At 34.3% G+C, this 17,640-nt stretch carries 11 protein-coding genes; all 11 read right to left on the bottom strand.

Annotated elements, in window-relative coordinates:
• Positions 1-2: 2 nt before the first annotated feature.
• A complete protein-coding gene (locus tag DK441_RS08410) occupies positions 3-941 on the bottom strand; it encodes a sterol desaturase family protein (RefSeq protein ID WP_109098315.1) in 939 nt (312 codons plus the stop codon).
• A 36-nt stretch (positions 942-977) separates the two neighbouring features.
• Positions 978-2,819: an IucA/IucC family siderophore biosynthesis protein gene (locus tag DK441_RS08405; RefSeq protein ID WP_235015735.1), complete on the bottom strand. Its 1,842-nt coding sequence runs from the start codon at positions 2,817-2,819 to the stop codon at positions 978-980.
• Entirely contained in the window at positions 2,812-3,435 is a 624-nt protein-coding gene (locus DK441_RS27020; RefSeq protein WP_235015734.1) for a GNAT family N-acetyltransferase, read from the bottom strand. The genes DK441_RS08405 and DK441_RS27020 overlap by 8 nt, the downstream gene beginning before the upstream one ends.
• Before the next feature lie 11 nt (positions 3,436-3,446).
• Positions 3,447-5,906: a GNAT family N-acetyltransferase gene (locus DK441_RS08400; protein WP_109098314.1), complete on the bottom strand. Its 2,460-nt coding sequence runs from the start codon at positions 5,904-5,906 to the stop codon at positions 3,447-3,449.
• 9 nt (positions 5,907-5,915) lie between these two features.
• Entirely contained in the window at positions 5,916-7,103 is a 1,188-nt protein-coding gene (locus tag DK441_RS08395; RefSeq protein ID WP_235015733.1) for an MFS transporter, read from the bottom strand.
• 60 nt (positions 7,104-7,163) lie between these two features.
• Entirely contained in the window at positions 7,164-8,495 is a 1,332-nt protein-coding gene (locus tag DK441_RS08390) for a lysine N(6)-hydroxylase/L-ornithine N(5)-oxygenase family protein (RefSeq protein ID WP_109098313.1), read from the bottom strand.
• A gap of 12 nt (positions 8,496-8,507) precedes the next feature.
• Positions 8,508-10,010: an aspartate aminotransferase family protein gene (locus DK441_RS08385; protein WP_109098312.1), complete on the bottom strand. Its 1,503-nt coding sequence runs from the start codon at positions 10,008-10,010 to the stop codon at positions 8,508-8,510.
• 354 nt (positions 10,011-10,364) lie between these two features.
• Positions 10,365-11,195, bottom strand: a complete 831-nt coding sequence (locus DK441_RS08380; protein ID WP_109098311.1) for a DUF5694 domain-containing protein — start codon at positions 11,193-11,195, stop codon at positions 10,365-10,367.
• A gap of 277 nt (positions 11,196-11,472) precedes the next feature.
• Positions 11,473-12,576, bottom strand: a complete 1,104-nt coding sequence (locus DK441_RS08375) for a phosphoglyceromutase (protein ID WP_109098310.1) — start codon at positions 12,574-12,576, stop codon at positions 11,473-11,475.
• A gap of 150 nt (positions 12,577-12,726) precedes the next feature.
• Positions 12,727-14,163: a SusD/RagB family nutrient-binding outer membrane lipoprotein gene (locus tag DK441_RS08370; protein WP_109098309.1), complete on the bottom strand. Its 1,437-nt coding sequence runs from the start codon at positions 14,161-14,163 to the stop codon at positions 12,727-12,729.
• 10 nt (positions 14,164-14,173) lie between these two features.
• Entirely contained in the window at positions 14,174-17,383 is a 3,210-nt protein-coding gene (locus tag DK441_RS08365; RefSeq protein ID WP_109098308.1) for a SusC/RagA family TonB-linked outer membrane protein, read from the bottom strand.
• Positions 17,384-17,640: the final 257 nt, after the last annotated feature.

Genomic DNA, 17,640 nt, shown 5'->3' with positions numbered 1-17,640 from the left:
ATTTACGTTTGTACTTCTTTTTGTGTTCGTTTTATTAGTTCGTCTCGTATCCATGCTTCAGATCTATAATCACTTGCCTTTTTACCTCCATCAATATGGTTCCAACCGGGATACATAATCAAGTATTTTAATTTGTCTGATACTTTTTTTGCTGTCTTCATATCGGCCCAAAGTTCTTTCCATAATAGTAATTGAATTTGCCATAAACTCTCACTATTTATACTATCACCCATTAATCCATACACGGGTTTTTCATCATCTAGTTCTACTTGTAGGGTTCCAAAAATTTTATCCCAAATAGAAAAAGTCTCTCCGTAATTTGTATCTAAGTATTTATGATTTTTGGCATGATGTACTCTATGCAAAGAAGGGGTTATAAGAATCCACTCTAACCATGGCTGTCTACCGATTAGTTTTTCGCTCACATGTTCATAAAGTCCATACAAATTTGCTATTAACTCGATAATAAAAATCATAAAGGGGTCAAATCCTAATAGAGGAAGCCATAATATGGTATGCGGCATGTGCAAAAAAATAAGAAATGATCCTCGTACCGCTACCGTTAGCTTCATTTCTTCTGCGGTATGATGCACCCCATGGATACACCAAAAGAATCTAATTTTATGCCCTATAAAATGCAACACATAAAACATAAAATCATATAAAAAATAGGCCAGCACCCATATATACCATTCATATCCTAAGGTGAATAAGCGATATTCATATCCCCACATCATTATCCCCAAAATCACAATCTTACCCAAAAAAATGTATGGAATCGATTCTAATATATAGGATACTATATTTACTACACCTTCTTTATGGCTTTCTATTTTTCTGGTTATAAACAGAATAACCCATTCTATAACGACAAGAGTTATAATAACAATTCCAGAAATACTCTGAAACTTATCTAACCATATTTGAATTGTTTCGTTCATGCTTTGTTAGAATAAATAGGTTAACCTGATTTTCTTTTATGAGTTACTCATAGCCGGAATCCTTACTTTATTATTACGATACTCTGCAATAGGGTTTTTAAGGGTTCCTACTAATTGTAAACTCTCTATAGGGTCTGCCAGATTCAGCATTTGTTTTGTGTTTTTCAATTGTAATCTATTGAGGCAACATCTATCAAATTCTGGCACAAAAAGGTCATATTTCTTGAATTGCCTTTCTAATTCGGGGTGTTTTTGTTGATATGTGTTAATGCAATCGGCAACCAACTCCCAGAATAGTCCTTCGGGATACTCACAATATTCTTCAAGTATATCTCCCATAAACCTAAAAAAGCAATCAAACACATCTGTAAAAATTGAAAGTATTTTCATTTTATCAGAAGTTTCGGTATACAGGCGTTTTACTTCTTCGGGTAAGTTTAATTCAGAATTAAAAACGATTACTTCTTCGGTAATATCTTTCATTAGCGCCTTTACAGGAGTATGATTTTCCATGACCATAATCAGATTTTCGCCATGTGGCATAAAAACCAACTCATAAGCATAGAAACAATGCAATAAAGGACTTAGATAACACTGTAGATATTTTTTCAACCAGGTTTCGGTATCAAATGAAGAAGCTTGTATCAATTCTGCTAACAATGAAGTATTATCATTATCTACATGTAAAAAGGCTGCCATGGTCATTACCTGCTGACCTTCTTTAATCTTAGCCCCGGGGGCTTCCCTCCATAAAGCAGAAAGCATCTTATTATGAGCATTTGTCTTGCCTAAAACTTCGTAATTAAAGTTTTTATATCCAACAGTAGCAACTTCACCCAGCATGGTAAACCCTGTTTTTTTAAGGTATTTATCATCTTTAAGCAATTCTGTTATCCAAGTAGTGATATGGGGTGTGCTTTGCATATAATATGGAGAAAGGCCTCGCATAAATCCCATATTTAAAATAGATAGTGCCGTTTTGGTGTATAATTTATCAGGAGCCGTTTTATTGTATAATGTTCTTATCGATTGTTGCGCAGAATACTGATCTTCTCCTTTTCCCAGAAACACAAGATCCATGTTTGCTATATCTGCAGCAAAAATATGAATGATCTTATTATGCCATTGCCAGGGGTGAACGGGTATAAAAACATAAGACTCCATATCCAATCCTAAATTCTCTAATACATCATTAAATTTGGCGATTGTAGAAACTCCTAGTTCTCGCCTCATTAGTAATTTATATTCAAACCCTTTTACTGCTGTAAATGTCGCTTTATCGCGATGGCCTGCCAGCCATATAATTTGAAACGAATTGTCGGTTTCGGGAGCATATTTAATGTAATCTTTAGCGTCAAAACCTATACGCCCATTATTAGCTACAAAACAGGGATGCCCTTCGGTCATTGCATGTTCGATTACCTGAAAACTACACTGGACCAGTTCTCTTGAAGAGCATTTTTTATTATGATATTTATATGCTGCTCCAGATAAAGTACTGGCAATCTCTTCGAGATAGGTAGGCAACATGTCATCAGAAATTCCCAAAGTATTTCTAAATTCTAAAATAAAATGTATGGCATCTACAGTCACCAGATTTCCATTTCGTCTTTTTACAAGGCTATTCTCATCGATATGCCAATGATCAAGACTTCGTTTTTTGGCTTTAAACTCATAGGTAATTCCTGGTAAATCTGAGACCAAAACAAAATGCCCCCAATATTTTTCCTGATACTGTGGTTTTGGTTGTAAAAGTAATTCGTGTGTAAATTCGCTAATTGCTTTCTTAACAAGAGCTCGATTTACTTTTTTCCAAACATCAAGTCTTAGATAATCAAGATTAACTTCTGGTTGGATTACCATATCTAACTTAGCCATTGATTTTATTTTTATGTACTATATTTTTATTTTCTTCTAGCATGAGTGCTTTCTCGTAATCTTTTTTATCACAAAAAGCCAATGCTGCTGTTTTATGAGGTAATTCAATTTCTTTATGATATTGAAATCCTGCTCGTTTATTGAGTACATGAATTTTTTCATTTCTCACATCTGGCTCTACAACAATTCGATTGGTTTGTGGATCACTAAACAGATATTCGAGAATTGTAGAAAATATATGCCAGGTAAAATTTGGAATCTTTTTTTTGATGGGGCTAACCAAAATATGCATTCCACAGTCTCCTTCCTGTACTTCATAATATTCTGAAATAGAATCTTTTATAGCGAGGTAACGTTCCATTAAAAAAATAGGTTGGTTATTTAGTACACCTACGAACGCATCATGATGATCTGATTCGACTATTTCTTGATACGCAAGTCTTACTTCTTCTAAAGTATGCTCTTGCATACCCCAGTAAGTAGCATAAGGCCTGGTAACCCAATCGTGGATAGTTTCTATATCTTTTTCTATATCCAAAAGACGTAAATGTATATCTCCGAGCTCTTTAATAGTTCTAGAAAAAACTGTGGATGGTATGGTTGCTGCGTTATTCATAAAAAAGGATCTTATACTAGAGGGCTGGGTTTTTCTTTTCTAAAAGCAGCAATAGGGTTTTGTAATCGCCCTGCAAACTGAAGTAATGCAACAGGGTCATCTAGGTCAATCATCTGTTTATTGTTGTTTAATTGTAGCCTGTTAAGACACGATAGATGAAATTCTGGCGCAAAAAGATCGTATTGTTTAAATTTGGCTGCTTTTTCTGGATAACGTTGCTGATATTGATGTATATTTTCTGCTACTAACTCCCAGAAATTCTCTTCAGAATATCCAGCATGTTCAACCAGGATATGGGACATGAATCTAAAAAATCCATCAAAAATATCTGTAAAAATAGATAACAATTTCACATCTTCGGGAACAGGAGCATACATACGTTTCAAGTGCTCGGGTAATTTAACCTCTGAACTTAGAATGCAGGCTTCCTCGGTAATATCTTTCATTAATATTTTCACCGGTATATTATTTTCTAATACCATGATGATATTTTCGCCGTGAGGCATAAACACCAAATCAAAATGATAAAAACAGTGTATTAGCGGACTTAGATATGCTTTAAAATAATTGTGTAACCATTCTGAGATAGATAACCCCGAGGCGGCAATAATTTTGGGTAATAATGCTTCGCCGGTTTGATCAATATGTAGAAAAGCAGCCATTGTCATTGGTTTTTGGCCGTCATCGATCATACCCATCGGGCTTTCTCTCCATAATGAGGCCAGCATTTTATTATAGTCATTGTGTGGCCCAAACTCCTCAAAATATGGATTTACATAACTAACAGAACCTATTTCTCCCAGCATCCTAAATCCTGTTTCTTTAATATAAGAATCATTATATAATAATTCTTCTAACCAAACTGCCATTTTTGGAGCTGTACCCAAATAGTATAAAGGCAATCCTCTCATAAATCCCATGTTTAAGATAGAAAGGGCCGTTTTGATATACAGTTTATGAGGGTTCGAAATATTAAATAATGTACGTATCGATTGTTGTGCCAGGTATTGATCTGGACCATAACCCAAACAAATCAGATTTCCTTTGGCAACCTCTGGAGAGAATATATTAGCTAATTTATTAAACCATTGCCAGGGGTGCATAGGAATGAAGTAATACTCATCTGGATCAAAACCTTTATTCTTTATTATAGTATTAAAAGATAAAATAGTATCTGCACCTAATTCTTGTTCAATTAAGGTTTCATACGGTAAATCTTCGATAGCAGCATATACGGCACTACTCTTATGGCCTGCTAACCATATGAGGTAAAAGGAATTTCCGGCTTCGGGAGCATATGATCTATAGTCGCTACTATCAAATCCTATTCGGCCATTATTAGCTACAAAACCAGGGTGACCTTCCATCATTGATTGCTCGATAGTCTGAAAATCTGCAGAGACCAAATCTATAGCCAAAGGATTTCCTTTTACATGCTTAAAAGCACTTCCGTACAAGGTGCTAATAATTTCTTCGAGATATACAGGCATTGTAGTAGTATCAATCCCTAATTTTTCTCTAAACTCTTTGATAAATAAAATAGCATCTAGCCTTACCGATTTTTCGGATTCATATTTCTGAATAGAAACTTCGCTAATCCATAAATGATGTAATGCCAACTGTTTTCCTCTAAATTCATATCGAATCTCGGGGTTATCGGCTTCCAAAGAATACCTATTCCAACCGTCTCCCAATTTTTCTACTATTCTGGGTTGTATAAGTAACTCATGGCTAAATTCGCATATTGCTTTTTTGATTAGTAAAGTATTTACTTTAACCCATAATTCTGGTTGTATATGGGATACAGATTGTTGGGGTGAAACGGCGTTGTCTAATGTATTCATTGCACTTCGTTTATGGATTTGTGGAAATAATTTAAGTTGGTTATGTTTTTGTCTGGTTAAGAAAGCGAGTTGTGCGGTTTTATGCGGAAGTTCGACAATAGTATCAAGCTGAAAACCTACACGTTGGCAAATCGAAAACATCTTTTTATTTCGTATATCGGGCTCTACGATAATTCGATGTATTTTTTCATCCTGAAAAACAAAATTCATAATCGTATCAAACATATACCATGTAAAGTTTTCAATTTTACCTTCGGATGGCGGTGCTACTATAATATGAATCCCGCAGTCATTGCTCTGGGCCGAATAATATTTTCCGATAAGATCTTGTTGTGGATGATAACGTTCTAAAACAAAAACAGGTTGTTCTCTATATACACCAACAAAAATATCATAATGATCTGGTCGTATTAACCTGGCATATTCGGCTTTTACCTTTTCAACCGAACTTTGTTGCATACCCCAGAATAAAGCATAATCCCGATTTACCCAATCGTGTAATACAATACTGTCTGTTTCAACATCAAAATGTCGTATATGAATATCACCAAAGTTCTTATATGATGATGAAAACTCATATCCTTCTTTTGCAGATGTTACTAAACCTGTATGTTCTTGTACTGACATATAAAATCTTTATGTTTTTGCTAGATTCTTTGCTCTTGCTCTAATTGTTGTTCTGATAAACATGAAATAGTACATTGCTAGTGCAATGAAAAAACCTGCTAATGCTACTGTAAATGGAATTTGTAACCCGTGTTGATCTACCACAATCCCTACCGAAAAAGAAGCTAGTAATACTCCCAGGTTTTGAAAAAAATGGACCTTACTGTAATCGATAGCATAAGAATTTGGTGAACTAAACTCGAACAGTAATACATCAAAACGTACTACTCCCTGAAAAATCGCCCAACCATAAATGATTCTTCCTACAATCACAATGGCCTCAACAGGAAGCCCTTGAAGTATGAGCCCAATCATTCCTAGAAATAATGCTGATATGATACTCTTATTTTTATTTTTTGGACTATACTTTGTATTGATCCACAGCGCAATTAATGCTACAAAACCAGGTATCGCATATATGCTTCCAGAAATTAATTTACCGTCATAATCAGAAAGGCTTTCCCAGTATAACGAGAAAAAAGGGCGGATTAGAAAATCACTAAAATATAAGATCATGGTTACTAACCCAATCTTAAGGATAAAACCTTGGGGAATAATTTTATCCTTAGCATCAAGAGTCGATTGAGTTTCAATAATTTTATTTGTATCATATTTTTTGCTACGCATTACATACATGCTTATTCCCATTTGTATAAAATCTCCAGCGGCCATCGCCAGAAAAATATAACTGGCATCAACAAGATCTACCGTCAATCCACCAATCACTGCTCCTAAAATTCCTCCTAGATGTACAACAACAGAGAGCACTCCTATCGTGCTTGTATGTTCTTTTTTGGTAATAATTTTTAAGATATATGGGTATACCAAAAGATAACTTCCTTTAAATAATACCATAATCAAGGATATGATCCAGAAATTAATATAAGAGGTGGTCCAATAACAGTATAATGCTAATATTCCTGCTATACATTGCGTATACACCAAAATATTTAACTCAGCTACTTTTTTTGATATATATGCCCAAAACGGAAACGCAATCATCACCATAAAACAAATGGCAGCAAAATAGTACCCTACATATTTGGGATCTGTAACCCCAAAGCGAGCTTCAAAAAACTGTGGATAAAAGGGGTGTAGCAAATAATCGCTTACTACCGCTACCAGAGTCATAAGAATAAGGATTTTTTTTAGAGTCATTGTAAGATTACAATTTATAGACCTCACAGGTCTTAAAGACCTGTGAGGTCTGATTATGGTTTACCTTAAAACAGGTTCCTCCATACTAATTTCTTCTTCCCGAGTCACTTCAAATTGTTGAAAAGCAATACGTTTTTCTATCGGGTAATACTCTTTTCCTGTTAGTTCTTTAATGATAAAAGAATTGCGATAGCAAGCCATTCCTAAATCTGGAGTTACGAACCCATGGGTGTGCAATTCTACATTTTGTACGTAGATATCCTTACCCTGCTTATCGATACTATAATTGCGATGTACATCATATCGGTTTTTATCATCCCACTTAATCCGATCTGCTATACCTTCTATAAATTCTGGTTTCTGATAGGTATAGCCAGTTGCTAGTATTAGCGCTTCTGTTTGATGGCGATATCGTTTATTTTGTTCAATTTGGTGTAATTCAAGATCAAAAGTGTTTTCATTTTCATTATACGCTGCAGCAGTCAATTCAGAATTGGTACGTAATGATATCTTAACATCATTAGTCAACTGCTTGGTATAGATTAGATCATAGATATCTGCAATTAGATCTTGATTAATTCCTTTATAGAGATGTTTTTGATTTTGAATTAAATGATCCTTTTTACTCTGTGGCAGATTATAGAAATAATCTACATACTCTGGAGAAGTCATCTCTAGAGTTAATTTAGAATATTCTAATGGAAAGAATCTTGGAGACCTGGTAATCCAGTTTAATTGATATTCTTTTGTTTCAATCTCTTGCAAAAGATCATAAAAAATCTCTGCTGCACTTTGCCCGCTACCTAATATGGTAATAGATTTTTTGGATTGCACTACTGCTTTACTCTGTAGATATGATGAAGAATGAAATGCTTTTCCTTCTAATTGTTTGCAACATCCCGGAACATAAGGTTGAGTTCCTGTTCCTAAAACCAGTTTTCTTGCTTTGTATATTTTTAAGTCATCGGTCTGTGTACATTTTGAAGTAACAACGTAATACTCTTCTTTTTCATTATACTGTATATGAGTTACTTCGGTATTAAAAAACAAGTTAGGCAGTTTTTCTATTACCCATTGGCAATATTGATTGTATTCATTACGAAGTAGTAAGAAATTTTCTTTTATATAGAAGGAATACATGCGTCCTTGTTTTTTGATATAATTCAAAAAACTAAATGGGCTGGTAGGATCTGCCAGAGTTACCAAATCTGCCATAAACGGAATCTGTAATGTTGTATCTTGAAGTAACATCCCGGGATGCCAGTCAAACTTAGGGCTTTTATCTAAAAAAACTCCTTCTAACCCATCAATAGGTTCGGTTAAACAAGCTAGTCCCAGGTTAAAAGGACCAATCCCTACCGCTACAAAATCTACTATTTTAGTATCACTCATCATCGTATTATTTTAATTATTTGTGGTATAAATTAGCCCCTGTTCTTTGATCATTTTAACAACCTCTATCAAATCTTCTTTTGTTGTTCTCGGATTTAACAAGGTAAATTTTAAATAGGTTTTACCATTTAGTTTAGTACTGGCTACAGAAGCTTTACCAGCATTAAAAAGCGTGTTTTTAATATGTAGATTTACTGTATCTAAGACTTTTTCATCAGATACACCAGGAATCTTAAACCGAAATACAAGAGTGCTTAGTTCTGGTTTGTGTGCTACTTCAAAATAGATATCATCCTTAATGATGTAATAAATTTCTCTGGCCAGGTGGTGTACTCTTTCTAGAAATCCACCCAAATTTTTAGCTCCAGTTACTTTTAAAGTAAACCATAGTTTTAAAGCATCAAATCGTCGGGTAGTCTGAATAGATTTTTCAATCAAATCCGGATGTTCTTCATCCCTGTTTTCTATAGGATTAAGATAATCTGCGTAGTAAGAAATATATTTAAAATACTTTGTATCTCTAACCAGAAAGACACTAGAGCATACTGGTTGAAACAAAGTTTTATGAAAATCGACTGTCATCGAATCGGCATATTCTACGCCATTAAACATATGTTTATGGGTATCGGTTAGGACATAACATCCTCCGTATGCTCCATCTACATGAAACCAGATATTATACTCTTTTGCAATTTTAGAGATCGTTTGCAAAGGATCAAAACTTCCAAAATCTGTTGTCCCAGCTGTAGCAACTATAGCAATTGGTATATTGCCTCGTTGTTTTTCTTTTTCTATAGCCTGTACCAGAGCATCTACTTTCATTTTCATCTTATCATCTGTTTCTACAGGTATTACAGCATCATATCCCATACCTAATAAAGCTGCATTTTTTTTGATACTGAAATGTGCTTTATTTGAACAAAAAATACGAAACTTACTAACCTCATCAGACCACCCATTCTCTTTTAAGTTAATTCCATAATGTGTAAATGCATAATGATCTCTCGCCATCAAAAGTGCCTTAAAATTGGATTGTGTACCCCCGCTGGTAAAAACACCATCTGATTCTGCGGGAAAATTCATTTCATTACAAATCCAACGAATCATCTCTTTTTCTATTAAAGTAGCAGACGTACTTTGATCCCAGGTTTCGATCGCTGTGTTAACAGATGAAGCTATTAAATCTCCTACCAATGCTGGTAATAAAACAGGACAATTAAGATGCGCTACATAATGAGGATGGTGAAAAGAAATGGCATGGTCAAGAAATACATCTTTAATCTCTCGTAATGCCTGATCCAAAGATAAATTAGTTTGTGAATTTACTGAAATTCCTTCTTTACGAGACTTAAGCATTTCTGCAGATTCCCCACTATAAAAACAGTCATTATCTAAAAAGGTTTTAATATACTGAACAGCTTTTTGTATATATTCTTCATATTCATATTTAGAATGAGCATCAAAAAGATAGTCAACCGCGAGGTCAGGTTTAAGGGTAATTTGGGTATCCAACATTGTTATTTTTATTTAATCTAAATAAATTATAACACAAAATTAAGTATCAATTGAAATAACTAAATGACGGAAATTGGATAAAAAATGACGTGAATATTTAACTAGGTGTTACTTAACACATATCTTATATTATTTTAATTTTTTTTAAATAAATACCAAGGTGGTTTAAACATTTTTAACTCCTAAAGAATTATAGTCTGAATGCCAAAAAGCTCAGCTTCACACAGTATATAGAGTTGTTTAAATAATATTTAAATTATTTACACTACCCTATCTCTGTATACTACTGCTTAGATCGAAGTATTCTAAAAATTGTATATAGGCATGTAGTAATGATCTAGATTCTAAGTCGCTCTAATTTAAATAGTCTGAAATTTCAACATATCTAACATCTTCTCTATCCTCATAAAAATCTTTCAAAACTGCTCGATGCGCTCCTCCTATAATAACTAAAAGCCTATCATCTTTTTGAGTTTGCATATCAATATTAGCCATAATATGAAAATTGCGTTCCCACCATTTTGAAACAAACTGTACTCCAATATAAGTCGAATCGGAAACAAACTGGGCAGTTCCTTTTAAGTATTGATTCTTATTTTTTAAATCTTCTTCATTTGAGTTTTTATACACAAAGTATTCTAATAGTGTTGATTTTTTTAAACGCTTAGAGTCTTCTTGATCATTTTCTTTGATACTTGATAAGAAAGTTTCAAACTTTTGCTTTTCATATTTTTCTGCATATTTAGATAATGGCCCAAAGGGAAGTGATATTTTTTGATCTATACAATAAAGCTTTTGGTGCCCTAACTCTTTAGCAAGACGAAAACCTAATTGGTTAATTTCATTAATGCTAAGCGTATATATACCATTAAGATATTCTTTATAATCATCATTGAGCTTATCCTCTTTTCTGTAAGGATATTCGACCATAATTTTTGTTGGCCTGTATGTTTTAAGTGCCTCTATTAACAAACGAATTTCTTTTTGCCTTTTAGTCGACCTAAAATCATCAAGATCCATAGATGAATAATCTGAAGTAGAGGCAAAATGGAATGTACCAAATAATGCAATACTAGGCGATTCTATTTTTTCTTTAGACGATTCTAATGGTTTAGTTTTCTCACATGACAGAAATAATAAAATAACGGAGAATACTAGTACAGAAAATAGGTTTTTAGGATTCATTAGTAACACGTTTATAGTAAAGATGTTAATTTACTCAAGTTGTTACAAAAAAAGAGAAGAATGATAAATAGCAATCAAAGAATGATAAGTAATGACTGCTTTTTGAAAGAAAATTCTAAATACCCCATAAAACGCAAGTAAACTCTCACAAAATGCATTGATAATTATTCATTCGCTTATATAGGAATAAGTAACGAGCATTTTGTGAGAGTTTACTTAGATATTCAAAAATAAAAGTTAGAGTTTATGTAATATCTCTTTTTTGACTAAGAAGTGGTTATTTTTTTGATTTCACGATACTTTTAATTGGTTTCCCAGCATTTTTTACAGGATATTCATTTCCCATAATCGCAGCAACAGTAGCCGCTATTTGGTTACTGTATAATTGTTCGGTATTCTTTACCTCTCCCAAAACTGTTATTCCTTTTCCAAAAGCAACAATCCAAACCTGTCCTGCATTTTTTATCTTTGTTCCATGACTCTTCCAGGTATCCAGAGGATCTGTTCCTCGACCATGATCTGTAGAGATAATAAAAACGGTATTATCTTTATAATAGGCATCCTGCTGTGTAAACTCCCATAATTCTTTGATCATACCATCTGTATTATAAGCAGCTCTTAGGTAGGCTTCATAATCTCCATCATGAGCAAAATCATCTGTTTCACCATATGCAATATACACCAAGTCGGGATGGTTTTTCTTCATATACTCTACTGCATAGTGATGTGTAAAAGCATCTAAACGAACCGTACCCCAAGGGCTCGGAATCTGGTCCTGCAACTGGTTTAAAAACACTTCTCTTTGACTAAGATCATTTCCTGTTGCAGCTTCAAAACCTGCATTAACAGGGACTCCAGAACGATCTTCATTTACGATATACGGAAATACATCCCAGCTTCCAAAGGCAGCTACTTTTCCTTTATAACCTGGTAGATTATTTGTGATTTCCAATACTGTTTTATTTGGGTTATTTATCTTTTTATTACTATTGATATTTTTATCATCAGCAACCCCGGTTAAAATCTCATTGTATCCCGGATATGAAAACCACATATTGTTTGTTAGATCAACTTTACTTCCTGCGTTTCTATTTCCGTGTAATTGCCCCATAGCAGTGATTTTTTTCCAAAAAAATGGCATCAGAGCTTCTCTTCTATCTTTTGCTTTTGACCTCCAAAAATCTGCTTTTAACTTTGTAGTATCATTTACATACGTCTTATTTGTTACCAATAGAGAATCGGCACCTGTATAAAGTTCTTGCCAGCGTAAGCCATCTAAAGTGATCAAGATTACTTTTGGCGAATTTTCTTTTTGCGCATTGCCATTAACTGCAAACAAATGCAAAGCAAGAACGACTATAAAGATTATATTTTTTTTCATCTGTTTATATGTATTATTTTAGAAACCAGATGGAATCGCATACTAATCATTTTGGCTGGTATTACCGCTCTTAATTATGCTTATTCCATCTGATATTTTTTATTTATTATGTTCTAAACATGATATCGTTATCCTAAAACCTGGTGATCATTAGTTTTCCCACCAGCCTTTTATATTAATATCATTACCTCCCATTTGGGAAATTGCCTGCTCGTAGCTCTCATTATTAAGTGTTTGCTCGCTATCCGGGTATAAAAAACGTACTGGTACACGATCACCATTTACATTGTCTGGTCCCGGAACAATTGCCGAGGGTAATCCCGTTCTTCTGAAATCATACCAGGCTTCAAAACCAACCAAAAATGATGCTAACCATTTTTGAGTGATTATGGTTTCTAACTTATCATCATATGCCACACCAATTTGTGCAAGATAAGTATTGATATCTTGATTAACCTCCCAATATTCAAAAGATAATCTCACACCATTTTCATATGATGTTTTAGCATCTGCAGTGATCCAACCTCGTTGTGCAGCTTCTGCAATGATGAAATGAACTTCGGCTGCTTGTATGATTGCTGCTTTTACACTATTTGGAGAATCATAAAAAAAGGATTGATTTATTCTGGATACGTTACTGGCTCCACCATTAAATGTTGATGCATTATCTTCACTTAATCCATTAGTTAACCCTACAAAAAGATTAGGATCATCATCTGGGTTATCTGTCGGCTGAAACCACTTTGACAAGCGTTGGTCATTAAATTGTTTCAAAACGGCCTCACTGGTTTCACTAAGTCGGTGTTCATCAAATCCCCCAATTCTACCTGTACTTATAGGCCATGAATCTATTTGTGTTGTCGCTGGATAGGGTACTACAGCATTATCGGCATTGGTAGCTATAAAAATGCCGCTATCTACTATCTCTTTCATTTCTGAAGAAACATTTACTTTGTTCGAAATTCTTAATAGATAACGTAGCCTTAAAGAGTTTGCCAGCTTTCTCCATTTTTCGAGGTCGCCTCCATATAAAACATCGCCACCAAGGATAGGCTGTCCTATTGCCAATTGTTCTTCTGCTTTTTTTAAATCCAGAAGAATTGCAGTATAAATCTCTTGTTGACTATCATATTTAGGAGTGAAGTTATTATTTTGGCCATCTATCGCTTCTGAAAAAGGAATATTTCCCCAATTATCTGTTAGAATAGAAAAGACATAAGATCTAAGGATTAATGCCATCCCTTCATAACTTGTATTTCTGGTTTCTTGTTGTAGTGAAGTCTTCAAAATAAGATCAATTTCTGGTAGAATCCCATAATATTCATTCCATAATCCAGATTCTGACCCCCATTCATAACGGTCGAAACCTGTAAAATTAATCTTTGCAGTTAGCTGACCTACAATATTACCCCTATCCCATCCAGATTGTGCTGCTCTATTAGCCACAGTAGAGATAACTGTAGATATTAATAAATCTGAACTTACTTCTTCGGGTTGGTTGGGGTTAGCGTTCGTTTCTTCAAAATCATTAGTACAGGATAGTACTGATACTAATATTGTTAATGTTACTATTATATATTTTTTCATCTTTATTGCTTTAGAAAGTTACATTTAGATTAATCCCATAGCTTCTAGAGCTTGGTAATGCCATATCTTCAACTCCTGGTACAATGGTTCCTCCATTAAAAGAGATCGTCTCTGGATCAAAATGAGGGTTTTCTGTCCATAATGCTAAATTTCTACCTACCAATGACAACGACAGGCTCTTAATAATCGTTTTCTTAAGGATTTTTTGAGGAAAATTATATCCCAAACGTACTTCTCGTAGTTTTAAGAAAGAGGCATCAAATATCCCTATTTCTTCGTTACCACGATTATAACGCCACCAATAATAATCTCGTCCAGAAAGCACTACATCATTTGGTCTATAGCTTCCATCTGCATTTTGGATAACACCCTCTGAGATGATTCCTGTTTCTCTTCCTACAGCTGTAAAATCCATCATTCCCGAAGTACCACCAATAAGGGTTGTTCTAGACATGATTTCTCCTCCCTGTCTCCAATCAAACAAGAACCCGAAATTAAATCCTTTATACGTAAAAGTATTCTGCCAACCCACAGTAAAATCGGGATTATAATTTCCCAATTTCTTTAAGTTTGGATCTCGTACAGAAAAGCCATCTTCATTATGTACTACCTGACCAAAAAACTGACTGTTAGGGTCATCTACTGTTACCAGACCTGTACCATAAATATCACCCATTCTACCTCCGACCTGAGCTAATACATTAACATAATTAGAGGATATCTCATAAGTATCTAAATCATCAATTAAAGATTTTACTTCACCACGAGCGCTGGTAAAGTTAACATTGGTCTCCCATGTAAACCCACCTTTACTTTTAATAGGTTTAGCATTCAATACAACCTCGAATCCTGTATTTTCAATTTCACCTGCATTAATAATCCTTGATCCAAATCCTGATGTATTCGATACGGGTAAAGTCAGAATTTGATTTTTTACAATAGATTTATAATAGGTTACATCAAATCCCAGGCGATTATTAAAAAATCGGATATCTGCCCCAACTTCGGTTGATGAAGCTTCTTCTGGTTTCAAATTTTCGTTGCGCAATATATCCGATGCACTCACTCGTTGAAAATTCCCAAAAGGCTCATTAAATGAGAATGTATTTCTAAGGGCATAGGGATCGGTATCATTACCAACGACAGCCCAACCACCACGAAGTTTTACAAAAGAAAACATCTCTGGCAACTCTACCATATCAGAAACGATAGCACTAAGACCGACCGATGGATAGAAATATGAGTTATTGTCTTTTGGCAACGTACTGGACCAATCATTTCTACCTGTGATATCCAGAAAAAGGAAGTTTTTATATGAAAAGTTCGCAAATGCATATAATGAATTGATTTTACGCTTATCATTAAATTGTGTTTTTGACAATGGTTCTGCCGAATTTTCAAAATTATAAATTCCGGGAACTGATAACGAGTTTGCACTAATTCGTTTATATCGGTTTTCTTCTTCTCTCGTATTACCTCCCAATGATAATCCCATTGTAAAATCTTCATTTAGTGCTTTATTATACTGCAGGAGAAAATCGGTGTTTTGCTCTTTAAAGAAAATATCATCTTCACGATACTGCCCTTTTGCAAACCGTTGAGTACTATAGGCGCGTCTACTGGCACGTAGTTCACTAAAATAATCGACACCTGTACGCAACATAAGAGATAAACTAGGTGTGATATTTATATCTACTCTGGCATTACCAAAAATTCGATTTTTATCAAACCCATTAGTATTTTCATTCAATGTAAAAAATGGATTATCGTGCCAGTTATAGTTATAATTAAACTGCTGTCTCCCTTCTAAGCCTGGTTGCCAATAATTTCGAAGAGAATTCATATCTATCTGACGCCCAAACCAAACCCATAAATACATGATATTCTCTGTACCATAAGAGTTATTTGGTCTATTATTACTTTTACTATTAACATAGTTAACCGATGAAGAAACCTTTAACCATTTTGTTAGATTATAAGAGCCATTTAATGCATATGTTCTTCTGTCATAATCTGTATTTGGAAGAATGCCTTCACTTTCTAAATTGGTTAAAGAAAGTCTTAAATTCCCAAATTCATTACCCCCTGTTAAAGCCAGGTTTGTTGTTATTGTTGATCCTGTTCTGAAAAAATCTTCGATATTATCGGGATTAGATTTCCATGGTGTAGGAATAATTTCATCTGCAAAAGTACCATCGGCATTCCTTGGTCTTACTGCAAAATCTCCTGCTCTAAAACCACTAGTTGTTGGGCTATCATGTTGAGGAATTAATTGACCATTTAAACGCGGTCCCCAACTCTCATCAATATTATCGTTAACACCGCCTCCAAATCCATCAAGAAATGCAAATTCTCCTCCTGCTCCCTGACCGTATTGGTTTTGATACTTTGGTATTCGTAATGCATTTTCAAAAGTTACATTTTGAGTAAAACTAATCCCTAATCCTTTTGTTCTTTCGGCAGATTTCGTAGTAATTAAAACGACTCCGTTTAATCCACGAGATCCGTAAAGAGCTGTTGCATTAGGTCCTTTAAGGATAGAGACAGATTTAACATCATCTGGATTAATATCCTGTGCTCCATTACCATAATCTGTTTCAAGATTTCCTTCGGCTCGATTGCTAATTGTACGGTTACTTATCGGAATACCATCTACTACAAACAAAGGAGAATTATTTCCCGGAATAAGAGAACCTTCTCCACGTATTGTAATTAGCGAAGTTGACCCTACACCCGATCCTCCTCCTGTTATTTGAACTCCTGCTGCACGGCCAGCTAATGAGTTCGTAACATTCGTTTCTCTGGCCGTTGTAAGTTGATCTCCCTGCACTTCTTGCACCGAGTACCCTAATCGTTTTTTTTCTTTCTCTATACCCAAAGCTGTGACTACAACTTCATCCAGAGCTTCTGCAGAAGCAACGAGTTCAATACTTCCTAAATTTTTAATTTCCTCTGGATGTATTGTAATTGAAATCACCTTATCTTCAAAACCAAGATAAGAAATAGCAATACTGTATTGCCCTTCTTGAATTCCAACGATTTCAAAATTACCATCAAAATCTGTTACCACCCCTTTTTGAGTTTCCTGAAGCATAACATTTGCTCCGGGAAGTGGGGTTTGACCGTCTGTAATTATTCCCTTAATACTAGATTCCTGACCGCTGACTACCGTAGAAAAAAAGTAAAATAATACTGAAAAAAGTGTTAATGAACTTTTCATTTGTTAAGTTTAAATTTTACTAATACTAAATTTACCAGCCAAAATTGTATATAAATTTTAATATTAGTAAAATAGAAACGTTATTTAATCATTACTATAATAATGACAAATGGTAAACCTAACGTTAAAAAGATTAACTTAATTTAACCTCGATTTCTAGTTTTAAGGAATGAAGTATGAATCAACCTAAAGGAAGAGTTCTGGTTATGAATTGAAATTCTGCAGTACTAAAAAAGATGAAATCTTACCGAGGAATG

This window comes from Aquimarina sp. AU58 (genome assembly GCF_900312745.1).
In the GTDB taxonomy this organism is placed as follows: Bacteria; Bacteroidota; Bacteroidia; order Flavobacteriales; family Flavobacteriaceae; genus Aquimarina; species Aquimarina spinulae.
Note: the sequence above shows the minus strand (reverse complement) of the source record. Positions and strands in the feature narration are given on the sequence as shown.

Bases quoted from the DNA above. Each gene is read 5' to 3' on its own strand.
- DK441_RS08410 (WP_109098315.1), bottom strand. From the start codon at position 941: ATGAACGAAACAATTCAAATATGGTTAGATAAGTTTCAGAGTATTTCT.
- DK441_RS08405 (WP_235015735.1), bottom strand. From the start codon at position 2,819: ATGGCTAAGTTAGATATGGTAATCCAACCAGAAGTTAATCTTGATTAT.
- DK441_RS08395 (WP_235015733.1), bottom strand. From the start codon at position 7,103: ATGACTCTAAAAAAAATCCTTATTCTTATGACTCTGGTAGCGGTAGTA.
- DK441_RS08370 (WP_109098309.1), bottom strand. From the start codon at position 14,163: ATGAAAAAATATATAATAGTAACATTAACAATATTAGTATCAGTACTA.
- DK441_RS08385 (WP_109098312.1), bottom strand. From the start codon at position 10,010: ATGTTGGATACCCAAATTACCCTTAAACCTGACCTCGCGGTTGACTAT.
- DK441_RS08380 (WP_109098311.1), bottom strand. From the start codon at position 11,195: ATGAATCCTAAAAACCTATTTTCTGTACTAGTATTCTCCGTTATTTTA.
- DK441_RS27020 (WP_235015734.1), bottom strand. From the start codon at position 3,435: ATGAATAACGCAGCAACCATACCATCCACAGTTTTTTCTAGAACTATT.
- DK441_RS08390 (WP_109098313.1), bottom strand. From the start codon at position 8,495: ATGAGTGATACTAAAATAGTAGATTTTGTAGCGGTAGGGATTGGTCCT.
- DK441_RS08375 (WP_109098310.1), bottom strand. From the start codon at position 12,576: ATGAAAAAAAATATAATCTTTATAGTCGTTCTTGCTTTGCATTTGTTT.
- DK441_RS08365 (WP_109098308.1), bottom strand. From the start codon at position 17,383: ATGAAAAGTTCATTAACACTTTTTTCAGTATTATTTTACTTTTTTTCT.
- DK441_RS08400 (WP_109098314.1), bottom strand. From the start codon at position 5,906: ATGTCAGTACAAGAACATACAGGTTTAGTAACATCTGCAAAAGAAGGA.